The organism is Corallococcus sp. CA049B, assembly GCF_003611685.1.
Classification (GTDB): domain Bacteria; phylum Myxococcota; class Myxococcia; order Myxococcales; family Myxococcaceae; genus Corallococcus; species Corallococcus coralloides.
Genome location: NZ_RAWC01000004.1, coordinates 74441 through 95585, shown reverse-complemented (window position 1 = coordinate 95585; position 21145 = coordinate 74441). Strand labels below are relative to the sequence as shown.

Here is a 21145-nt window from a genome sequence, read left to right as displayed (position 1 = left end):
GGACTGCCGTACGCTAGTGCACACCCATGAATCCCATCGTCCACGCCGAGGTGTCCTGGCTCCTCGCCCAAGGCCTGCGCGAACGGCGTGACCGCGTCCTGGTCACCTGCGCGGGACTCGCGCCAGATTTGGATGGTTTGTCATTGCTGGCGGGTGAAGAGTTTTATTCGCGTTATCACCACGTGATTTTCCATGGCTACGTGGGAGCGCTCGTCACCCTGGCGGTGTGTACGGCGCTGGCGAGGCAAAGGGCAGCCGTGGCCCTGCTGTCGGTGGCTGCCTTCCACGGTCATCTGCTGTGCGACCTCGCCGGCAGCGGGCCGGGCTGGCCCATCCACTACCTGTGGCCGCAGAGCATGGAGCCGTGGTCGTGGTCCGGGCAGTGGAACCTGGCCTCCTGGCAGAACACGCTCATCGGGCTGGCCGCGACGCTGGCGTGCCTGGCGTGCGCCCTGCCCTTCCGGAGGACCGCGCTGGAGTTGCTGTCACCGCGCTGGGACGCGGAGGTGGTCCGGACCGTGCGGCGGCGCTTTTCCAGACAGGGTGAGTCTCCCTCCGCCTGAAGCGAAGGGCTACGGCGTGGCGGCGGGCCCCACCAGCGTCACCTCGAAGAGGTCGGGCCACAGCTTGCCGGTGAGGAACAGGCGGCCGGTGCCGGGCTCCAGCGCGATGCCGTTGAGCACCGCCTCGTAGCCGCGCACCCGGCCGCTCACCGCCCGCGCCAGCGCCGACGCGTCGATGACCGCCAGCACGCGGCCCGTGGCGTAATCAATCTTCAGGATGTTGTTGGAATGCCAGACGTTGGCGTAGACGCCGTCCTCCGCGCACTCCAGCTCGTTGAGCATCTCCTGCGGCGTGCCCTCCAACGTCACCTGCACCTGGGACTTCACGTGGAAGTCCTTCGGGTCGTGGAAGCGCAGCGTGGACGTGCCGTCGCTGCGCACCAGCTGGCCCCGCCAGTAGCACAGGCCCCAGCCCTCGCCGTCGTACTCCACCTGCTTCTCCTGCGCGGGCGGCGCGCCGTTCCAGACGATGAGCGTCTCGTCCTGCCAGGTGAGCTGGTACAGCCGCTGTCCGTCGCTCGCGAGCCCCTCCGGGAACACGTCCGGCAGGGGCTGCTTCCACAGGGGCTCCGCCTGCTCCAGCGAGATGCGGCGCAGGTCGCCCTTCTCTCCGGTGCTCTCGTAGAGCTGCCCCTGGTGGAACTGGAGCCCCTGCGTGAAGGCCGTGGGGTCGTGCGGGTAGGTGTGGACGATGTTCGCCACCAGCCTCTGGAGCTTGACCTCCGGAGTGCCCGCGTCCGGCGTCTGGCGCTGCGTGGGCGCGCATGCCAGGCACAGGAGCGACAACGACAGGGACCAGGGGAGGCGGCGCATGGGCTTCCTTGCGACAGGCATTGCCGCGCCACCTTAGCGCGCCATCACCCGGGGCGGCGTCACTCGCGCGTCACCGCGAGGGCCACCTCCACCGCGCCGCGCAGCTCGTCCATGTCGAACGGCTTGTTGAGCACACAGGCAGCCCCCAGGCGCAGGGCCTCGCGGTGCAGCTGCACGTCGCCAAAGGCGGTGATGAGGATGACCGGCGTGTCCCACTGCTCGCGCCGCAGCCGGGCGAGCACCTCCAGGCCCGTGAAGCCCGGCATGCGCACGTCCGTGATGATGAGGTCGGGCGCGCGCGACTCCTCCGCCTTCAGCCCTTCAATGAGGACGCGCACCAGGTCCGGCCCGTCCGACGCCTCCACCACGTCATAACCGCGCCGCACCAGCATCTTGCGGATGAGGGTGCGCATCTCCGTCTGATCATCCGCGACCAGGATGCGCGGGGGCCTCGCGAGCTCCGAGTGAGGGTCTTCCCAGGCCGCGCCGCGCGCGACTCCTTCTGACTGCTCGTGCACCATGGGCGTGAACTCCTGGAGGGATGGAAGGGGACCGTTGACTTCATGAGCATCCGCCGTGCCATGTCCGGCGGAAGCCACGGCGGTGGGGCGTGGGGCACGCCGCCCCCGGGCGAAATGCCCCGGTTGGGGCACTTTGCCCCGCGTCCTGGGGCCTTCCGGGGCGGGCTCCCCTCTGAAGGGGGGTTGGCCCACGGACTGCAATGGAGTCCCGGCGTCGGACCGGATGCGGGGCTTCCTCCAAGAGCTCCCTTCAGGCAGCTGGGCCACCGGTGGCTCCCGGTGTCGCTGGTGGAACGGGACCGCTGCCTCCTTCCCAGGGTGCCCACCGCATCCGGTTCGACTCTTTCTTTCCCATTTCCGTCCGGAAGGTCCGCTTCCGGCCGCCACACCCAAGGAGAACGCACGATGGTCCGCACGCTTCCGTCCCGCCGCCACCTTGCCCGCGCGCTCACGCTGATGCCCCTGGTCGCCCTGGGGGCCTGCAAGCCGGCCGCGGACGTGGCTCCTGCCCGCCCCACGCTGTCGCTGAAGACGGCCACCACGCCCTCGGGCGCGAAGGTGGAGCCGGCCGTCTATTCGCCCACGCCCGGGTCACCCGGCGCGCTCATGTCGCTGGCGCCGCTCGTGGACACGGTGAAGGGCGCGGTGGTGAACGTGGAGGTGCAGGCCCGCGCCCGCCCCGCGATGGGCGGGATGATGCAGGGCCTGCCCCCGGGCCTCGCCGAGCGCTTCGGCATGCCGGGCGGACAGAATCCCTTTGGAGGGGGCGGCGCGCCCGCGAAGCAGGGGGTGGGGTCGGGCTTCGTCATCGACCCGTCCGGCCTGGTGCTCACGAACAACCATGTGGTGGAGGGCGCGGACACCGTCCGGGTGAAGCTGGAGGACGGGCGCTCATTCGAGGCGGAGGTGCTGGGCCGCGACGCGCTCACGGACGTGGCGCTCATCCAGTTGAAGGGCGTGTCCGGGAACCTGCCGTTCGTGAAGCTGGGGGATTCGGATGGCCTGCGCGTGGGCGACCCCGTGATGGCCATTGGCAATCCCTTCGGGCTCGCGTCGAGCGTGAGCGCGGGCATCCTGTCCGCCCGGGCGCGCGACATCCACGCGGGTCCGTATGACGACTTCCTGCAGACGGACGCGGCCATCAACCCGGGCAACTCCGGCGGCCCGCTCTTCAACATGAAGGGCGAGGTGGTGGGGATGAACACGGCCATCATCGGCGGCGCGACGGGCATTGGCTTCGCGGTGCCGGCGAACCTCATCCAGGCGCTGCTGCCGCAGCTCCAGGAGACGGGCGTGGTGCGCCGGGGCTGGGTGGGCCTGGCGGTGCAGGACCTCACGCCGGAGCTGGCGCGCGCGCTGCGCGTGGAGACGGCGAAGGGCGCGGTGGTGGCCGGCGTCAGCGCGGGCGGCCCCGGCGCGAAGGCGGGCCTGCAAGAGGAGGACATCATCACGTCGGTGGGCGAGCGCGCGGTGGACTCCGCCGGGTCGCTGACGCGCGCGGTGGCCCTGCTCAAGCCGGGCAGCGAGGTGAAGGTGAGCCTGGTGCGCGGCGGCAAGGAGATGGAGGTGCCGGTGAAGCTGGGCACCCGGCCGACGCAGCGGGGGGAGGAGGAGATGACTCCCCGGGATTCGACGCCCGCGCCCCTGTCGAAGCGGATGGGCCTGCGGCTGTCGGAGGCGCAGGACGGCAGCGGCGGCGCGCAGGTGGTGGCGGTGGAGCCCGGCAGCCCCGCGGAGCGCGCGGGACTGGCGCCCGGGATGGTGCTGACGCAGGTGGGTGACCAGAAGGTGTCCGGCGTCGCGGAGGCGGCGCAGGCCCTGACGTCCGCGGAGCCGGGGTCCGCGCTGCTGTTGCGCGCGCGGGTGCTCGGACAGGACGGGTCGCTCCTGCGCGCGCTTGAAGTGCCGCAGCGGTAGGACCGGGGTTGTCTTTGGCGCGCTCCACCTGCCGGGGTGGAGCGCGCCGTTCTTCTTTTAGCGGGTGTGGATGAGCCCGGCCCGGGTGAGCTGCTCACGCACGCGCCGGCCCAGCGCCACGTGTTCCGGGTTGGCCACGGTGAAGCGCTCCGGGGTCAGGACGATGAGCGTGCCCTTGTCCTCCACGGGTTCGATGCGCACGGGCGCGGGGAGCGGAGGCACGGTGCCACGCTGCTTGGAGAAGTAGGTCACCCAGCCGACCCGGGCGGTGGTTTTGTTGTCTGGATCATCCAGCTCCCGATGGTGTTCGGACATGGCCGCGATCCATTCCGGCTCCCAGGCAGCCACCATGCCGCGCATCACGGCCTCCAGCACGGAGGGGCTCAACACCCGCTCCGCGGTCGGTCCGTAGAATGGCAGGGACAAGAGGCAGTTGTTGGGACTGGGGTCGTCGAAGGCTCCGCATTTGATGCTCACGCGTGCGTCATCGGAGGCGGCACCTCCGTTGAGGAAGCCAACGCGGAGGCCCAGTTCCTCGATGACGGGTCCTCGGCCCTCACGGTTGACGCCCCGCCGGAACAAGTCTGTGAGCACTGACACGTCCGGCGGCATCAATGACAGCTTCTGCGTGCCCTTACGGGACCGGATGGACTTGTACCAGTGGGCCAGGAGCGGATCGCACGCGGCCAGGAACTCCAGGAAGACCGCTGCACGACGCGCGCACGCCTCTGGCGACTCCCTGCGTGCCCCCCAGTAGGCACCGACGAAGAAGCTGTCCGGGTAGGCCTGGGGCTTGGACTCGGTGGTCATGGGGTCCTCTGATCAGCGTGCCGGAGTGTGAACGACTTCGATTCCGTCAATACCATCGCGTTTGAGCAGTCTCCGGATGGCATCCGCCGCTTTCTTCTCCGCGACATGCCACTCAATGCGGACTCCCAGGTTCCGCGCCTTTCTCCACTGCCGAGCCGCTTGCTCCCGGAGCTGCCTGGCCCCCGTTTCCTCGAACCAGCCTTTTGGCGCCAGGCTTTCCTCGAACTTGTTCGCGTAGCCAGGGCCCTTGGCCTCCCGTAGCGCTCCGTCCCGGAAGCCGTCGAACTTCACGCCGCCGCTGTTCCTCCCCACTCCGCCGACCCAGTAGGCCTCGTCCGCGGTGTGTCCGGAGATCTGCTCCTGGTAGCGCCGGGCCCGCGCGGACATCGACTCCTCGGCGGGCCCCCACTGTCCTGGCTCGGCTGGAGCCGGTTTCGTGTGGGCCTTCTGAAGGACGATGGCCGCGCCGGGTCCTCCGCTCAGCACCGCCGCCGCGCGGCCCACGGGCACCGCGACGCGCTCGACGCTGAGCAGTCCCTCCGCGGACACCGCGAGCACGGGCACCGTGGCCTCCGCTCCCGCCGCTGCTCGCGTCAACGTGCGCGTCGTCGCCGAGGCCGTGCCCCACAGCGCGATGACGTTCGTGGTCAGCCTCGCTGCTTCGCGGATCTGCTCGCCCTCCGTCATGTAGCGGAAGCGCTCCCAGTACGCGGGCGATGACGCGATGAGCGCCGCCACGCCCTGCGGGAGATGGCGCAGGCTCGCGAAGCTGTCCGTGGGATGGGACAGCAGCTGTCCCAGGCCGTGGTACAGCTCCACGAACGCGTCCTCCGCGCCATCCAATGAGCGGCTGAGGACATCCGCGTCGTCGTACACCTCCGCGAGCGGTCTCCAGTCTGCGGCCCGCAGCTGTGCATCGACGTGGCGGAAGACACCGCCCTTGCCGCTGTAGAAGCGCCCCAGCTCGAAGTTCCCCGCGCGGAAGGTCCCGTCCCTCCACTGCACGGTCCCCACCCTCTGCTGCGTGCGCCCATCGAGCGCCCAGGCCAGGTACCCGTCCGGACGCAGCACCGCCACCTGCTCCCGGACGAACCGCTCCACCCGGCTCGCCAGTTCCTCGCGCGACACCGCGCCGCCCTCCAACACCTCGCGCAGCACGAAGCCCGCCGCCATGCGAGGCGGATACGTCCCCAGCGTCACCGGCTGCTTCATCAGCCGGTTCAGCACCTCCGCCGCGTCCTCGGGCGTGAAGGGGTTGCGCGGAGTCGGCGGCGCCTCCAGCCCGGCGCGCAGCAGGAGCTTCTCGAACGCGTCCACCTCCAGCAGGCCCAGCTCCACCGCCTGCCGCGTCCGCTCCTCCGCGCTCCCGATGAGCACCGTGCCCGGAGGCAGCCGCACTGGCGCCGCATCCCCCACCGTGCCGCCCGCGCCCGCGGAGGCCGCGCCCCCATGCAGCGGTGCCGGCGAGGCGCTGTGGTAGCGAGCGTAGCCGTGCAGCCCCACCGGCAACGCACCGGCACGCCCTCCCGCGCAGCCCACCAGCCCCGCGATGAGCAGCAGGCACAGCCACTCGCGCCGTGGCGGCCGAATCCCTTTCATGCCTGTTCCTCCTGCTGAACAGGGCTAGCAGGGAGTCCTGACATCCTTGCGCGTTGCGGTGTGAAATGACGCAGCCGGTGCGCGGTCGACCCGCTGAGCCGTTGGCTGCCCCGGATGTCCGGTGTCGCGCGGTTCACAGGACGTGACGCCTGGAAGCCCTCCGGGCTTGGGAGGACTTCTGACGAATGCTGCACGCGTCCGTCGAATGACCGACCCCGGTGGTTCGGAAATCACCACGGCGCTGGCATAGAGTGACGTCCGTGCCGCGCTGCCTCACATGCGGGCGGCGTTGGGAGGGCTCTCATGCGCCGTGCCCGCCCGGCGTCTCGCCTCCCATCGCTCCGCCATCCGATGCCTCGCTCGTCGTGCCCGACGTCCCGGGCTACCGCTGCGAGAAGGTCATCGCGCGCGGTGGCTTCGGCGTGCTGCTGGCCGCGCACCCGCGCTCCGCCGACGGCACCGAGGGTGAACGCATCGCGCTGAAGCTGGCGCGCCCCGGCATCGCGCTCGCGGAGGCGCAGCTGGCCCGCGAGGCGGAGGCCCTGCGCGTCATCGGGCCACCCACCGTGCCCGCGCTCCATGCCGTGGGCACGCTGCCCGGCGGCCAGCGCTTCGTCGCCATGGAGTACGTGCCGCTGCCCACGCTGGCGGACTGGCTGGCCCGGGTTTCCGGCCCCATGTCGCCGCAGGAGTTCGGGCCTCGCGCCAACGCGCTCCTGGAGGCGGTGGCCGTCGTGCACGCGCACGGACTGGTGCACTGCGACCTCAAGCCCGAGCACGTCTTCCTGGACGACGCCCACAAGCGCGCCCGCGTCTTCGACTTCGGCCTGGTGCAGCGGCCGACCCCCGGCGTGCTCGCGGATGACGGCACTCCCGGCGACACGTCCTCCTTCGCCGGCACCGCCGAATACATGGCGCCCGAGCAGTGCGCGGGCCACGCGGTCCTGGACGCGCGCACGGACGTGTACGCGCTGGGCGTCATCCTCTACGAGCTCATCGCCGGCCGGCCGCCCTTCTTCGGCTCGCTCACGGAGGTGCTCCAGGCGCACCTGTCGCTGCGGCCCCCGCCTCCGTCGGAGTACGCCCCGGTGGCGCCGCCCGTGGAGGAGGTCGTGCTGCGCTGCCTGGCCAAGGAGCCCGCGCGCCGTCCCCGCGACGCCGCCGCCGTGGCCCAGGCCCTGCGCGCGGCGCTGGACCACGCGGGCCAGTCCGCCGTGCAGCCCGCGCCCCGGCTCACCCTGCTGCCCGAGGTCCGCCCCGCCCAGACGCGCCGCTCGGTGGCGGTGCTGTTCACCTTCTCGCGCGCCAACCCCGTGGCGATGCAGAAGGCCCTGGCCGCCTACGGAGGCCACATGGCCTTCGCGGAGGGCGAGCGCTTCGCGGGCGTCTTCGACCCCGACGTGGGAGAGAACCCCGTGCGCCGCGCGCTGCGGGCCGCCGAAGGACTGGCCGAGCGGGGACTCGCCCCGGCGTCCATCGTGGACGTGGCCAGCGTCACCGTGCAGCGCCGCCGCGACGGCGCCCCCCGCTACCTGGGCGCCATCTTCGCGCGCGAGGACCGCTACCCCCAGCTCGCGGAGCTGCGCGGGCCCATGCTCTCCACCGCCGCCGCGGAGGCCGTGCCAGAGGTGCCGTGCCTGCCGGTGGCGGGACGGTCCGGGCTGATGCGCCCCGCGCCGTCGGGCGGCGCGCCCCGGCCGGACGTCACCGTGCTGCAGCTGGGCAGCGCGATGCTGGTGGGCCGCGACGTGGAGCTGGAGCAGCTCCTGGAGAGCGCCCGGTCCGCGGTGGCGGACACGGCGCCCACCATCGTCACCGTGCGCGGCGACCGGGGCCACGGCAAGAGCCACCTGTCCTCCACGCTGGGCCTGCGCCTGAGGGCCGCGCTGCCGCACGCGCGCGTCTACTCCATGCTCGCGCGCGAGCCCGTGCAGGGCGACCCGGAGGGCACGCTGCGCACGCTCCTGCGCGTGGCGCTGCACGGCTTCGACCGCGACGACACCGACACGCAGGAGGACGGCCGCACCGCCATCCTCGACCGGCTGGGAACCCGGCTGGGCATGGAGCTGTGGCCGGGCGTGGCCGCGACGCTCGGGTGGTACGCGCCGGGCGGGCCGGAGCTGCACAGCTGGGCCGCGGCCCCGGGCGCGCTGCGCTCGCTGGCCATGCGCGCCACGGGTGAGCTGCTGGCGGCCACCGCCCGCGAACGGCCCCTGTGCCTCATCGTGGACGACGCGCACTTCGCGGAGGAGACCGCGCTGGACGCCCTGGAGTACGCGGCGCTCGCCGAAACGCGCGTGCCCTTGTGGATCTGCGTGCTGGTGCGCCCGGGCTTCGAGCAGAGCCGCCCGGCGTGGAGCGCCCGCGCCGCCCGCCAGCTGGACCTGCCCCTGTCCGGCCTGGCCCCGGGCGACGCGCACGCCCTGTGCCGCGCGCTGCTCAAGCCGGTGGAGAACGTGCCCGCGCAGGCGGTGGAGCGCATCATCGAACGCGCGCAGCGCGTGCCCCTGTTCCTGGTGGAGCTGGTGCGCGGCCTCAAGCGCCAGGGGCTGGTGCGGCAGCGCGCGCCGGGCGGCAACTGGTACCTCGTCACGGACGAGCTGGACCGCCTGCCGGAGCTGCGGCTGGTGGAGTGGCTGGCGGACCGCGAGCTGGGCGCGCTGCCTCCGGCGCTCGCCGCGCATGCCCGGCTGTGCGCGCTCCTGGGCGTGACCTTCACCGGCACGGCGGCGGACGGCGTGGTGCGCGAGCTGGAGCGAGACGGGGCCGCGTCCCAATTCCCGCTGGACATGGGGCACGCGACGCGGCGGCTCCTGGACCTGGGGCTGCTGGTGGAGCACCGCTCGGAGGGGCTGAGCTTCCGCAACGAGTTGGTGCGCGAGGCCGTGGTCGCGGGCCTGCCCGCGGAGGAGAAGGCGCGCATCCACCGCGCCGCGTACCGCCACTACCTGAGCCCGGCGGGCGCGCAGGAGCGCCAGCGGCTGGCCCGGCTCGCGCTGCACGCCGCGGCGGCGGGCCTGCGCGACGAGGCGGCGGCGCTGACCATCGACCTGGCGGAGTCCGCGCGCGGCCGGCACGCGTACCTGGACGCGGAGGCCATGTACACGCGCGCCCTGGAGCTCATCGAGCCCGAGGACGAGCTGCGCAGGCTCACCGCGCTGCGGGGCCGGGGCCTGATGCGCTACCGCATCGGCCGGTACGAGGACTCGCTCACGGACTTCGCCATCGCGCGAGAGCGGGCCCGGAGCGTGGGGGATGCGCGCGCGGTGGTGGAGCTGCTGCTCGACGAGGCGGTGGCGCTCGACTGGGTGAACGACTACGCGCGCAGCGAGGCGCGGGTCCAGGAGGCGCAGCAGCTGACGGAGACGGTGACGTCGCCCTACGTGCAGGCGCGCCTGCTGCTGGCGCTGGGCCGCACGCAGTTCCGCAAGGGCGAATGGATGGACTCGCTCATGACCCTGGAGGCCGCGGCGGAGCGGGCGCGGAAGCTGGGCGACGCGGGCTACGAAACGCTGGTCGTCTCCCTGCTCCTGCTGGTGGCCATCCTGCCCAGCCTGGGCGACATCGACGCCGCGGAGCGGGTGCTGGACGAACTCATCTGCGCGTGCACGGAGCGCGGCGACCGCTTCCACCTGGGCTCGGCCATCAACAACCGCCGCAACCTGAGGGTGGCGCGGCGCGACCTGACGAACGCGCTGAAGGACCAGGAGCGCTTCATGCAGCTGGGGCGCGAGCTGGGCGTGGTGGGCTGGGAGTACTTCGCCGAGTACAACCTGGGCGAGCTGTACTACCAGGCGGGCGACGTGGAGGCGGCGGCGCCGCACATCGCGCGGGCCATCGTGCTGGAGCGCCGGCACCCGGAGGTGGCGCACCGCCCCTGGGCGCTGCTGCTCCAGGCGCGGGCCATGGCGTGGACGGACCGGCACGACCGGGCGCGCGACCTGCTGGAGCAGGTGCGGCAGGCGATGGCGACCAACCGGCACGGCGTGAACCTGAGCCCGTCGGAGGAGGTGCTCTTCTCCATGGTGGAGCTGGCCTCGAAGGACGCGACCGTGGAGGAGTGGCACGCGCTGCGCGAGCGCTCCGCCCAGGCCTCCGTGGAGCAGGAGCCGCTGGAGGTCCTGGAGATGATGGGGCTCGCGGCCTGGCGCCGGGGCGACTTCGCGGAGGCGATGCTCGCGCTCGGAGAAGCGCTGGCGCGCGCGGCGCACATGCCGAACCTGATGGAGGACCGCATCCGCCGCTCGCTGGAGCGGGTGCGGGACCTCACGCCCGCGGCGTAGCGGCGCCGCCTGTCTCTACGCCGACCGCGAGAGCACCGTCGTCGCCGCGACGAGGAGCCCCATCAGCGATTCCCCCACCAGCGCTCCGGCGCCCAGCGAGGAGACGTGCGCGTCCGTCGACTTCGGCCACTTCCGCGCGAGCATCACCATCCCCGCGCCCAGGCACAGCGTCACCGCGAAGTAGGCGGGGGTGATGAAGCCGATGCCCATCGCCACCGGCGACGGCAACCACCGCGCAGCCCGGCTCCTCGCGGCCAGCGTCGACAGCGCCCCCACCGTGAAGCCCACCAGCGTCCGGCCCCTTCCCGTCCGCGAGCCTTGCGCTTCGGACGGCGTGGCCGCGTGCAGCGTGGAGATGAGCTCCGCGGTGGCGATGCCCGTGGGGAACGGCAGGGCCTCCTGCTCCAGCAGGCGCCGCCGCAACAAGCCCGCCACCAGCACGCCCACCACGCCCAGGACCAGCCCCCAGACCGCGATGCCCCAGCCCGGCACACCCGTGCCCAGCAGGGCCAGCGCCGGGATCGCGGCCAGCAGCCCCGCCGACGCGGGCATCGCGCCCACCGCCGCCGCGGCCGTCTGCGTGAGGTTGTTCTCCAGCGGCGTGTAGGGCACGCCCCGCCTGCGCCCATAAGGCGCCAGGGCACTGAACCCCAGCACCGTCGCGGCGATGGAGCCCGAGTCCCACATGCCCGTCTTCAATCCCATGTAGAGGTTGGTGACGGCCAGCACCACGCCGATGAGCAGGCCCATCCCCAGCGACCGGGCCGTCCACTCCCGGCCCGCTGGAGCCGGCGCGCCCGCGAGCCCCATCCCCGCCGCCGCCACGGACACGGGGGCCTCCGGCCCCGCCGCGACCTCCGGAGGAGCGGCGGGGTGACCGGAGGAGGCGCTCATCGAGGCGCCTCCGCCGAGCGGCCAACCAGCTCGCGCAGCTGCGCCAGGTCCAGCGGCTTGCTCAGCTTGAGGTTGGGCACGTCCCGCAGGAACGACGTCGTGCGCGGGGTGAAGGCGCCCCCCGTCATGAACACCATGCGCCCCGCCTGCTCCGGCGCCGAGCGCCCCAGCTCGAAGTACAGGTCCATGCCCGTCATCCCCGGCATCATCACGTCGCAGAGGATGAGGTCGAAGCGTCCGCCCTCGTTCACCAGCCGCAGCGCCGCCTGCGCGCTGTTCGCGGTGGACACCTCGTGCTCCGAGGCCAGCGAGCGCTGCAGCGCCACCGTCACGTTGGGCTCGTCATCCACCACCAGGATGCGCGCCCGCGCCCCCGCTGGCGCCGTCGCGGACAGCCGCGGGTAGAGGTCCACCTCGTGCGCCGCCGAGCGCAGCACCACGCGGAAGGTGCTGCCCCGCCCCGGCGTGCTCTCCGCGTGGATGGAGCCGCCCATGGACTCCACGATGCCGTGGCAGATGGACAGCCCCAGCCCCGTGCCCACGCCCACCGCCTTGGTGGTGAAGAACGGATCGAAGATGCGCCCCAGCACCTCCGGCGTCATGCCCACGCCGGTGTCGCGCACCTCCACCACCACCTTGCCCGGCTCGCCCGGGCGGATGATGGCGCGAATCTCGTGCTCGGTGACGGAGGAGGGGTCCTCCGGAATGGCCTGCGCCGCGTTGAGCAGCAGGTTCAGGAACACCTGGCACAGCCGGGCTTCACTCGCCTCCACCGCGGGGACGGGCTCGAACTCCGTCACCAGCCGCGCGCGGTGGCGGATGACGTTGTCCGCCATCTTGCACGCCAGCTCCACCGACCGGCGCACGTCCACCGGCATGGGGCGCGACTCCTGCTCGCCGCGCGCGAAGACCTTCAGGTCCCGCACGATGGTGGCGATGCGCTCCGCGCCCTCCGTCGTCTCGCGCACCAGCTGCTGGATGGAGGCCACCGGCTCGGACGGGGCTCCTTGAGCCTCCAGCTTGTCCAGCCCCTCGCGGATGAGGTGCAGGTTCACCAGCATGTACGCCAGCGGGTTGTTGATTTCGTGCGCCACGCCCGCGCCCAGCGTGCCCACGCTGGCCAGCCGGTCCGCCACCACCAGGCGCGCCTGGAGCTGCCGGCGCTCGCTCAGGTCGCGGTGCACCATGATGTTCGCGATGATGCGCCCCTCCGCGTCGCGCAGCGGCACCACCACGGACTCGCAGACGCACGCCATGCCGTCCGCGCGCTTGAACTCCAGCTCCCCGCTCCAGCGCCCGTGCACCTCCAGCGCGGTGAGGACGGCGCCCGTCAGCCGGTCCGGCTCACCGGGGTGCAGCACGCTGAAGAGCGTCTGGCCCATGGCCTCCTTGCGGCTGCGGCCGAACATGCGCTCCGCGCTGGTGTTCCAGTCGATGACCCCGCCCGCCAGGTCCGTGATGACGACGCCGTCGGAGATGCTCTCGAAGATGAGCGCCTGGCGGTGCAGCTCCTGCTCCGCCTGCTTGCGCGCGGTGATGTCCATCACCGTGCCCGTCACCCGCGCGGGCTGGCCCGCCGCGTCCAGCAGCACGTCGCCCTTGCACGAAATCCAGCGGTAGCCGCTGCCCGCGGGCTCGATGCGGTACTCCACGTCCACCTGCGAGCGCTGCTGCAGCGCCGTGGCCAGCCCCGCGCGAAGCCTGGGCAGATCCGCCGGGTGCACCACCTCCTCCAGGTCCATGGCGCGGCCGGACAGCTTGCCCACGGCCAGGCCCAGGAGCCGGTCCACGTGCTCGCTCCAGGTCACCTGCCCCGTCTTCGCGTTCCAGTCCCAGATGCCCACGCGCGCCGCGGACAGCGCCTGCCTGAGCTGCTCCTCGCGCTGCTCCAGCACCTCCCGGCGGGAGAAGCGGAACACCGTCACCGTGCCCACCTGGAGCCGGTCGCCCTCCTGCAGCTCCGCGGTGGACACCGGCAGGCCGTTGAGGAACGTGCCGTTGGTGGACTCCAGGTCCGTGACGAGGCACGAGCCGTCCGGCTTGCGCAGGATGCGCGCGTGCTTGCGCGACACCCCGTGGTCGTCGATGCGCACCTCCGCTTCCGACCCACGCCCGATGACGTGCTCACCCGGCTCCAACCGGTACGCCTTGCCAATGGCCGCCGGCGTCGTGGTGCTGATGAGGATGAGGCACGCCCCGGTCGAGGATGGGGCCGTCACCGACTGGCCCGCGCAGGTCGTGAGCTCGTCCACCAACGTCATCATGTATGCAAGCCCCCTGACGTTCCCCTGCGCTCGGGCTGGCAGTGTCCTCGCCGCCTGTCGTGCATGACGCCGCGCTCCGTATGGGCCCGAAGTCCTGGCCCGGACCGCAACCATACCCCAACGGCCTCCAATGAACGTCCCCTCCCCCTTCAGGACAGGGACCCTGACTCCTGGTGAACGAGCAGGCAGGCAGGCAGGGCAGCCCACCCGGCACGGGTACTCGCGACCCACCCCGTGGATGGTAGGGTGCGGGGCATTCATGGCGGTGGATTCCGAGAGCACCTTCCGCATCCAGGCGCGCGCGAACGCGAACGCCCCGGACAAGGGGCACGACACACCTCCCCGTCCCGAGCGCGGGCCGGGCACCCTCGCGGGTGAGTACGTCCTCAAGTCCATGCTGGCGGCCGGCGGCCACGGCAGCGTCTACGAGGCGGAGCACCGCATCCTGGGGCGGCACGCGGCGGTGAAGGTGCTGCACTCGCACCTGGCGGACCAGGGGGAGATGCTCCAGCGCTTCGTGCGCGAGGCGCGCGTCGTCAATCAGATCCACCACCCGAACATCGTGGACGTCTACGACTTCGGGCTGATGCCGGACGGCAGCCCCTACTACGTGATGGAGCTGCTCTCCGGGCGCACGCTGAGCCAGGTGGTGCAGGAGCGCGGGCGGCTGTCCGCGTCCCGCGCGCTGGCGTACCTGGAGCCCGTCTGCGGCGCGCTGGAGGCGGCGCACCGCGCGGGCGTCGTGCACCGGGACCTGAAGTCCAGCAACATCCTCGTGGTGGAGGAGGGGGAGAAGCCCCGGCTGAAGCTCCTGGACTTCGGCATCGCGAAGCTCATCCAGCAGGAGCCCGGCCAGGAGGGGCTCACCACCGCGGGCCAGCGCCTGGGCACCGCGCACGCGATGGCGCCCGAGCAGTTTCGCGGCGGCAGCATCGGGCCGCCCACGGACGTGTACGCGCTGGGCGTGCTCCTGTACCAGCTGCTCACCGGCCGCTACCCCTTCCAGTCGGATGATCGGCTGGAGCTGGAGCGCATGCACCTGGAGGCCCCGCCGCCGCGCCCCAGCGTGAAGGCCCCGGTGTCCCCCGCCGTGGACGCGGTGGTGCTCCGCTGCCTGGACAAGGACGCCACCCGCCGCTACCCCAGCGTGAACGCCTTCCTCACCGCGCTGCGCGAAGCCACCGAAGAGCCCAACCAGGTGGAGAGCCAGACGCGGCTCGTGCTGGCCGTGAACGCGGAGGTGGTGCTCCCCGACACGGATCTGGACGACGACACCACCTACGCCGCGCTCGCCAACGTCATGGACACGCTGGAGCAGGGCCTGCGCGCGGAGAGCTTCACCCTGGCGCTCCAGACGGGCACCGCGCTTCTGGGCGTGCGGCCCCTGGCCACCGGCACCACGCCCGCCCAGGCCCTCCAGCCCCTGAGAGATCTGCAAGCCGAGGCGCAGCGTCTGGCCGATGCCGTCCACGCCCGCGTCCACCTCTGCCTCCACCATGGTGAGGCGGAGACACGCGGCGACTCCGGCGAGGCCGAGGTGGTAGGCGGCCCGGTCACGCATGTGGCAACCTGGAACGTAAGGGACCCTGGTGGCTTCGCCATCACCGCTCCCGCGTCACGGTTCCTCGAAGGTCCTCCTCCGCAGTAGGCCGCTCCCGCCGTCCCAGCACTCCTCCTCCCCCGCCGTATCCCACTGGTGTCCTGTGGTTCCATGCCCTTCACCGGCACACGTCTGACCCCGTGAGAATTGGACCCACACCATAATTTTTTGACGAAGACGTATTTCTTTTGGATCCTGAATCCGTCACGATTCCCCTGTCTGACAGTTTCAGCACCTTTCTAGCTGAAAGCCTGGACTGCCTGACATTCTGGAAGTCGGACCTCCGACTACCCCCGAGCGGGAGCCCCCAAATGCGCCTCACCCCTGCTTTTCGGCCTGGAAGTGGATGCAGCGAGTGGTGGAACCGAGTTGCCTCACGCCAACCCCTCAAGGCGGTGTTGATGACGGGGGCGCTGTTCGCCCTCGTGGGTTGCGGTGGCGCGATGCCGGAGGACGCCGTGCCGGGAGCCGCTCCCGGGTCGGTGGAGCAGGCGCAGCAGGTGGAGAACGGGCTGACCGTCAACGGATTGACGGTCAACGGGCTCACCGTCAACGGCCTGACGGTCAACGGGCTGACCGTCAACGGCCTGTCCACGCAGAGCTTCAACGCGTGGTTCAGCCAGAACGCGGACACCGCGCCGATGGTGATGGCGTACATCGTGAAGTGCGCGGTGCCCGAGGGCCAGACGCGCACCTTCCAGTCCACGTCCACCGGGGCGACGTACACGTGGCCGGGCGGCCTGGGCCTGGCGCCGGGCTGGGCGGTGGGCGAGGCCGCGACGGTGACGGAGCAGCAGGCGGTGAGCGCGTGCCTGGCGGCGCACGCGAACAAGTACGGCCTGCACATCGCGCTGTCCGTGCTGGGCCGCACGGCGGAGGGCGCGGCGATTCCCTACTCCGCCGAGGAGCTGTCGCAGTTCAACGCGAAGGAGGCGTGCTTCTTCGGCAACCTCTTCACCAACGAGGGCCTGTACGCCGCGCGCGACCGTGACTTCAGCGCGGCGGAGAGCTCCACGCGCGCGTGCGGCCTGTCGCTGAAGGCGGACTCCTGCGCGCCCATCACCAACATCGGCAGCTGCTCGCAGTTCTGCACCAAGGCGGACCCGAGCCAGCCCTACTACACGCAGTGCACGTACAACGGGAAGACGTACCCGGCCATCACCACGCGCGTGAAGCCCACGGAGCTGTTCCGCTGCGGCGACGGCGTGTGCCAGTTCACCGAGCACGCGGGCCCCGGCACCACGGCGGACAGCTGCCGCGCGGACTGCGGCGCCTGAAGCGGACGCACCTGTTGAACCGATGGTGAAGTGCGCTGGCATGGACGACCTCGGCCCCACCCCGGCCGCGTGTCCAGATGCCTCCGGGCGTGCGGTGTTCAACTCCCGCGCGCCCGAACCCCCAGTGGAAAATGACAGCCGGGACGTGAAACCCAAGCGGTGTCCGCTCGACGGCATCACGTACTCGCGCACACCTTGCCGGGCACGGGGCGGCGGTGTTGGATGGTCGTCCACAGGCCGTGCCCGGAAGCAGGGACCCCCGCCACAAGGAGCGGTGACGGCCGCGGATGGACGTGGGTGGAGCGGGCCGCGATGACGTTACGAGCGAAGGTCGGGCGGTTGGCGGTGATGACGCGGCGGCGGGGCACGCTCCGCCAGGCCTTCGAGCGCCTGGGGCCCGGCTCCAAGACCCGGTGCGCCGTGGAGACGCCCTGCTCGGACAACCGGCTGCTGGAGGAGACGGTGCGCGAGCGCACCGCGGCGCTGGAGGCCGCCAACGCGAAGCTGTCCAGCAGCCTGGAGCAGCTGCACGCGACGCAGACCCAGCTGCTCTTCGCGGACCGGCTCATCGCGCTGGGGCGCATCGCGGCGGGCGTGGGCCATGAAATCAACAACCCGCTGGCTTTCATCCTGAGCAACCTGGAGTACATCCACCAGGAGCTGCAGCAGAAGGAGCGCCTGTCGGAGCAGGACCGGCAGGAGATACTGGAAGCGCTGGCGGAGACGCGCGACGGCGCGGAGCGCATCCGGCTCATCGTGCGCGACCTGCAGACGCTGTCGCGCGCGGAGGACGTGGGCAGCGGGCCCGCGGAGCTGGCCGCGGTGGTGCGCACGGCGGCGAAGATGGCCATGCACGAACTGCGGCACCGCGCGCGGCTGGTGGTGGAGTGCGACGGCGTGCCGCCGGTGCAGGGCAACGGCTCGCGGTTGGGGCAGGTGTTCTTGAACCTGCTGCTCAACGCGGCGCAGTCCATCCCCCCTGGGAACGCGGAGGGCAACGAGGTGCGCGTGGTGGCGCGCCCCGGAGAGCCCGGCCACGTGCTGGTGGAGGTGCGCGACACCGGCTGCGGCATCGCGCCCGAGCACCGCGAGCGCATCTTCGACCCCTTCTTCACCACCAAGCCGCTGGGCGTGGGCACGGGGCTGGGGCTCGCGGTGTGCCATGGCATCGTCACGTCGCTGGGCGGCACGCTGACGATGGAGAGCGCGCCCGGCCGGGGCAGCGTCTTCCGCGTGACCCTGCCGGTGGCGGGCGCCTTCGTGCAGGCGCAGCGCTCGCAGGCCGACTGGACCTGATCAACCCTCGCCGGGCGGCTTCATCCCCAGGGCTCCCTGGAGCATCCCGCCGAGCACCTCGCGGAACCGCGCGTCCGACGCGGCGTCCGCCGGACGGCCCATCACGGGCAGCAGCACCTGTCGCGCGAGCAGGAACCACTGCGACGCGCACAGCGCCACCAGCAGCGTCATGTCCACCGTGTCGCGCGAGGGCGGCGGCGTGCCCTGCGCCTGGGCCACGCGGCCTGCCTGGAACTCCAGCGCGTCCGCCAAGAGCCGCAGGCCCTGCGCGCGCACGAGCGGCATGTGCTCGGCGCGGCCGGTGAGCAGCGCCCACGCCATCAGCCGGCTGTGCTGCCCCTGCTCGACCACGGTGAAGAAGCGCTCCAGCAGCACCCCGGCGCTGGGCGGCGCGTCCATCGCGAGCAGGTGCTCCCGGAAGGACGCGGCCAGCAGCTCGTTGCGGCGCAGGAGCACCTCGCGCACCAGGGCCTCGTAGGTGCCGAAGTAGTGCGTGACGAGCGCGTGGCTCACCCCCGCCGCCTTCGCCACCGCCTGAAGCCCCACCCGGTCCGGCCCCTGCTCCACGAGCAGCGGCTCGGCGGCCTGGAGGATGGCCTCGCGCGCCTCCTCCGGGGTGCGCCGCTTCCGGGACGCGGCGGGCTTCGCGGGACGACGGGGGGCGGAGGTGCGCCGGGCCGGAGCGCGGCCCTGGGGACGCTTGGATGCCATCGCGGCGCATCCTAGCCACCGGAGCCCTCCGTTCAACGCGCCCGCGCTATTGTCAGATTTGACAATAGCTGGGGACGGGCATTATCCATGGGGTGTGCTGGCCTTCGCGAGGTCCGTGATGCAGATGCTGCTGCCCGACAATCCGTCGCTGCCGAGGGTGTTCCTGCTCGTCCTGCTCATCTCCGGGACGCTCAAGCTGCTGACGGTGGCGGGCGGCTGGCTGGTGTGGCGCACGCGGCTGGCGGCGCGCTTCCGGGTGTACCGGCGGGAGCTGGCGAAGGGGCAGTTGCGCAGCGAGGCGCTGGCGGCGGCGGGCGTGGTGCTGACGGACGCGGTGCTCATCGGCGCCTTCCGCGCCTTCGCCGGGCCGCTGATGGCGCCGTTCAGCCTGTCCACGGCGCTGTGGTCGTACGCGTGGATGTTCGTGGGCTTCGAGGTGTGGTTCTACGTGACGCACCGGCTGCTGCACCTGCCGCGCTTCTACCGCTTCCACGCGCAGCACCACGTGGCGCAGGTGACGGAGCCGCTCACCGCGCTGTCGTTCTCCGTGGTGGAGCGGGTGGTGCTGATGACGGGCGGGCTCGGCCTGCACTTCGCGGCCATGCACCTGATGCCGGGCTCGCAGGTGGGCGTCCTGGCCTACATGCTGACCAACTACGTCCTCAACGCGTTCGGGCATGGCAACACGGAGTGGCTGCCGAAGCGCTTCGTGACGTCCTGGGTGGGCCGCGTCTTCTTCACCCCCACGTTTCACGCGCTGCACCACGCGCGCTACCAGGGGCACTACGGCCTCTACACCGTGGTGCTGGACCGGTGGCTGGGCACCGCGTTCGCGGACTATCCGCGGGTGCATGCGCGCGCTCGTGATGGCGAGGGGCTGACCCGCATCGGGGAGCGGCTGGCGGTCGCGCCCCCTGCCCCGTCCCTCCCCGTGCGGCCCGGGGCGCGCCAGGCGGTTTGAGGTCCGCCGGGCCCCGACGTCCCAAGTGGGTTCCGGAGGTGGGTCCGGAGGGTCGGGGGCCGTGGGCCGACGGACAGTCCGAGCGGATGATGACGCTCGGGAGGGATGGCATCCGGGGGGGCCGGCCCTAGAATCGCGCGGTGAACTCCCGGCAGGACGTGATCATCATCGGCGCGGGCGCCAGCGGAACGCTGCTGGCGGCCTGTCTCTTGCGAGGCGCCCGTTCGCCCCTGCGCGTGGCCCTCGTGGAGCGGGGGGAGCGCCTGGGACGGGGGGTCGCGTACTCCACCACCAGCGCGCGGCACCTGCTCAACGTGCCGGCGGGCCGCATGAGCGCCTGGATCGACGACCCGGAGCACTTCCTGCGCTGGCTGCGCCTGGAGGCGCCGGACACGCCGCCGTCCGCGTTCGCCGAGCGCCGCCGCTACGGCCAGTACCTGGAGTTCGTGCTGAAGGAAGCCGCCGCCAGGGCCGCGCCGGGCGTGCGGCTGGAGACGCCGCGCGACGAGGTGACCGCGGTGGTGGACACCGCGGACGGCGTGAAGGTGTCGCTCGCGAGCGGCCAGGGCCTGGAGGCGAAGTGCGCGGTGCTGGCGCTGGGCAACGCGATGCCCGCGGACCTGCGCGTGCCGGACGGCGGGCTGTACGCGAGCGCGCACTACCACCGCTCGCCGTGGGTGCCCGGGGCGCTGGAGGGCATCGGCGCCGGTGAGTCGGTGCTGCTCATCGGCACGGCGCTCACCATGGTGGACACGGTGCTGTCGCTGGGCGAGCGCGGTCATCAGGGCCCGGTGCACGCGCTGTCCCGCCATGGCCTGCTGCCGCACCCGCACCGCGCGCACGGCGCGAAGACGCCCGCGGCGGCGGAGCCCCTGCGCATCCGCGAGCTGCTGCGCTCGGTGCGCCGGGAGATGGACCGCTGTCGCGACGCGGAGACCGCCACGCAGGCCGCGTCCCCTTCCGCGCAGAGCGTGGTGCCGTTCAGCACGCTGCGCGTCCGCGACGTGCTGCGCACGATGCGCCAGGAGGTCGACGCGCAGGCGGCGGCGGGCGCGGACTGGCGCGCGGCGGTGGACTCGCTGCGGCCGGTGACGACGCCCTTGTGGCAGCGGCTTTCGGATCCGGAGCGGCGGCGGTTCCTGCGCCACCTGAGGGCGTACTGGGAGGTGCACCGCCACCGCATGGCCCCGGAGATCCACGACGCGATGGACGCGTGGCGGCGCGAGGGACGGCTGGTGCTCCACTCGGGTCGCGTGCTGGGCTTCGAGCTGGAGCCGGACGCGGTGGCGGTCCGCATACGCCACCGGGGCGAGCGCGAGCCCCAGGTGCTGCGCGTGCAGCACGTCATCAACTGCACCGGGCCTGAGTCGAATCCGGCGTCGCGCGGCCAGCCCGTCCTCCGCGGCCTGCTGGAGGCGGGACAGGCCCGCGCGGACGCGCTGGGCATGGGGCTGGCGACGGCGCCCGACGGCGCGGTGCTGGACGCGCGCGGGCAGCCCTCCGCCCACCTCTTCACGCTGGGTCCGACGCGGCGGGGGGACTTGTGGGAAACCACGGCGGTGCCGGAAATCCGCGCGCAGGCGCGCGAGCTGGCGGACCTCCTGCTGCGCCGGTCGGGTGTGCCTGCCCGGTAGAG

Annotated in this window: 15 protein-coding genes; 8 read left to right on the top strand and 7 right to left on the bottom strand. The window is 72.2% G+C overall.

All coding sequences use genetic code 11. The annotated features are described in order from the left end of the window. The first annotated feature begins 26 nt into the window (after positions 1 to 26). A complete protein-coding gene (locus D7W82_RS01840; protein WP_120616657.1) occupies positions 27 to 563 on the top strand; it encodes a metal-dependent hydrolase in 537 nt (178 codons plus the stop codon). A gap of 9 nt (positions 564 to 572) precedes the next feature. Here the strand turns inward: D7W82_RS01840 and D7W82_RS01835 are convergent, their stop codons facing one another. Continuing rightward, complete coding sequence (locus D7W82_RS01835; protein ID WP_120616656.1) at positions 573 to 1376, bottom strand: glutaminyl-peptide cyclotransferase; 804 nt, start codon at positions 1374 to 1376, stop codon at positions 573 to 575. A gap of 59 nt (positions 1377 to 1435) precedes the next feature. After that, positions 1436 to 1897 (bottom strand): response regulator, encoded by a 462-nt coding sequence (locus tag D7W82_RS01830; protein WP_120616655.1) that lies wholly within the window; start codon positions 1895 to 1897, stop codon positions 1436 to 1438. Positions 1898 to 2302: 405 nt separating this feature from the next. On the opposite strand from D7W82_RS01830, the gene D7W82_RS01825 reads away from it, so the two are divergent. Beyond that, entirely contained in the window at positions 2303 to 3814 is a 1512-nt protein-coding gene (locus D7W82_RS01825) for a Do family serine endopeptidase (protein ID WP_120616654.1), read from the top strand. A gap of 57 nt (positions 3815 to 3871) precedes the next feature. Here D7W82_RS01825 and D7W82_RS01820 read toward each other — a convergent pair whose 3' ends face one another. Together D7W82_RS01820 and D7W82_RS42270 are read right to left on the bottom strand one after the other, a co-directional pair. Next, positions 3872 to 4624: an immunity 52 family protein gene (locus tag D7W82_RS01820; RefSeq protein ID WP_120616653.1), complete on the bottom strand. Its 753-nt coding sequence runs from the start codon at positions 4622 to 4624 to the stop codon at positions 3872 to 3874. A gap of 12 nt (positions 4625 to 4636) precedes the next feature. Then, positions 4637 to 6223, bottom strand: coding sequence for a Tox-REase-5 domain-containing protein (locus D7W82_RS42270; RefSeq protein ID WP_120616652.1), 1587 nt, complete (start codon positions 6221 to 6223; stop codon positions 4637 to 4639). Between the two features lie 365 nt (positions 6224 to 6588). On the opposite strand from D7W82_RS42270, the gene D7W82_RS01810 reads away from it, so the two are divergent. Continuing rightward, a complete protein-coding gene (locus D7W82_RS01810; RefSeq protein WP_171422667.1) occupies positions 6589 to 10506 on the top strand; it encodes a serine/threonine-protein kinase PknK in 3918 nt (1305 codons plus the stop codon). Positions 10507 to 10521: 15 nt separating this feature from the next. Here the strand turns inward: D7W82_RS01810 and D7W82_RS01805 are convergent, their stop codons facing one another. Both D7W82_RS01805 and D7W82_RS01800 read right to left on the bottom strand, forming a co-directional pair. Continuing rightward, on the bottom strand, positions 10522 to 11400 hold the full coding sequence (locus D7W82_RS01805) for an OPT/YSL family transporter (RefSeq protein ID WP_120616651.1): 879 nt from the start codon (positions 11398 to 11400) through the stop codon (positions 10522 to 10524). Continuing rightward, entirely contained in the window at positions 11397 to 13661 is a 2265-nt protein-coding gene (locus D7W82_RS01800) for a PAS domain S-box protein (protein ID WP_171422712.1), read from the bottom strand. The genes D7W82_RS01805 and D7W82_RS01800 overlap by 4 nt, the downstream gene beginning before the upstream one ends. 262 nt (positions 13662 to 13923) lie before the next feature. Here D7W82_RS01800 and D7W82_RS01795 point away from each other — a divergent pair, with 262 nt between their 5' ends. The 3 genes from D7W82_RS01795 (at position 13924) to D7W82_RS01785 (ending at position 17837) form a co-directional block, all read left to right on the top strand. Then, positions 13924 to 15312: a serine/threonine-protein kinase gene (locus D7W82_RS01795; RefSeq protein WP_120616649.1), complete on the top strand. Its 1389-nt coding sequence runs from the start codon at positions 13924 to 13926 to the stop codon at positions 15310 to 15312. A 353-nt stretch (positions 15313 to 15665) separates the two neighbouring features. After that, entirely contained in the window at positions 15666 to 16541 is an 876-nt protein-coding gene (locus D7W82_RS01790) for a hypothetical protein (protein ID WP_120616672.1), read from the top strand. Positions 16542 to 16853: 312 nt separating this feature from the next. After that, a complete protein-coding gene (locus tag D7W82_RS01785) occupies positions 16854 to 17837 on the top strand; it encodes a sensor histidine kinase (protein WP_120616648.1) in 984 nt (327 codons plus the stop codon). Here the strand turns inward: D7W82_RS01785 and D7W82_RS01780 are convergent, their stop codons facing one another. Then, complete coding sequence (locus tag D7W82_RS01780; protein ID WP_120616647.1) at positions 17838 to 18548, bottom strand: TetR/AcrR family transcriptional regulator; 711 nt, start codon at positions 18546 to 18548, stop codon at positions 17838 to 17840. A gap of 118 nt (positions 18549 to 18666) precedes the next feature. Between D7W82_RS01780 and D7W82_RS01775 the strand changes: the two genes are divergently transcribed. Both D7W82_RS01775 and D7W82_RS42265 read left to right on the top strand, forming a co-directional pair. Continuing rightward, entirely contained in the window at positions 18667 to 19509 is an 843-nt protein-coding gene (locus D7W82_RS01775) for a sterol desaturase family protein (protein ID WP_120616671.1), read from the top strand. 140 nt (positions 19510 to 19649) lie between these two features. Further along, entirely contained in the window at positions 19650 to 21143 is a 1494-nt protein-coding gene (locus D7W82_RS42265; RefSeq protein WP_120616646.1) for an FAD/NAD(P)-binding protein, read from the top strand. The last annotated feature ends 2 nt before the right edge of the window (positions 21144 to 21145 follow it).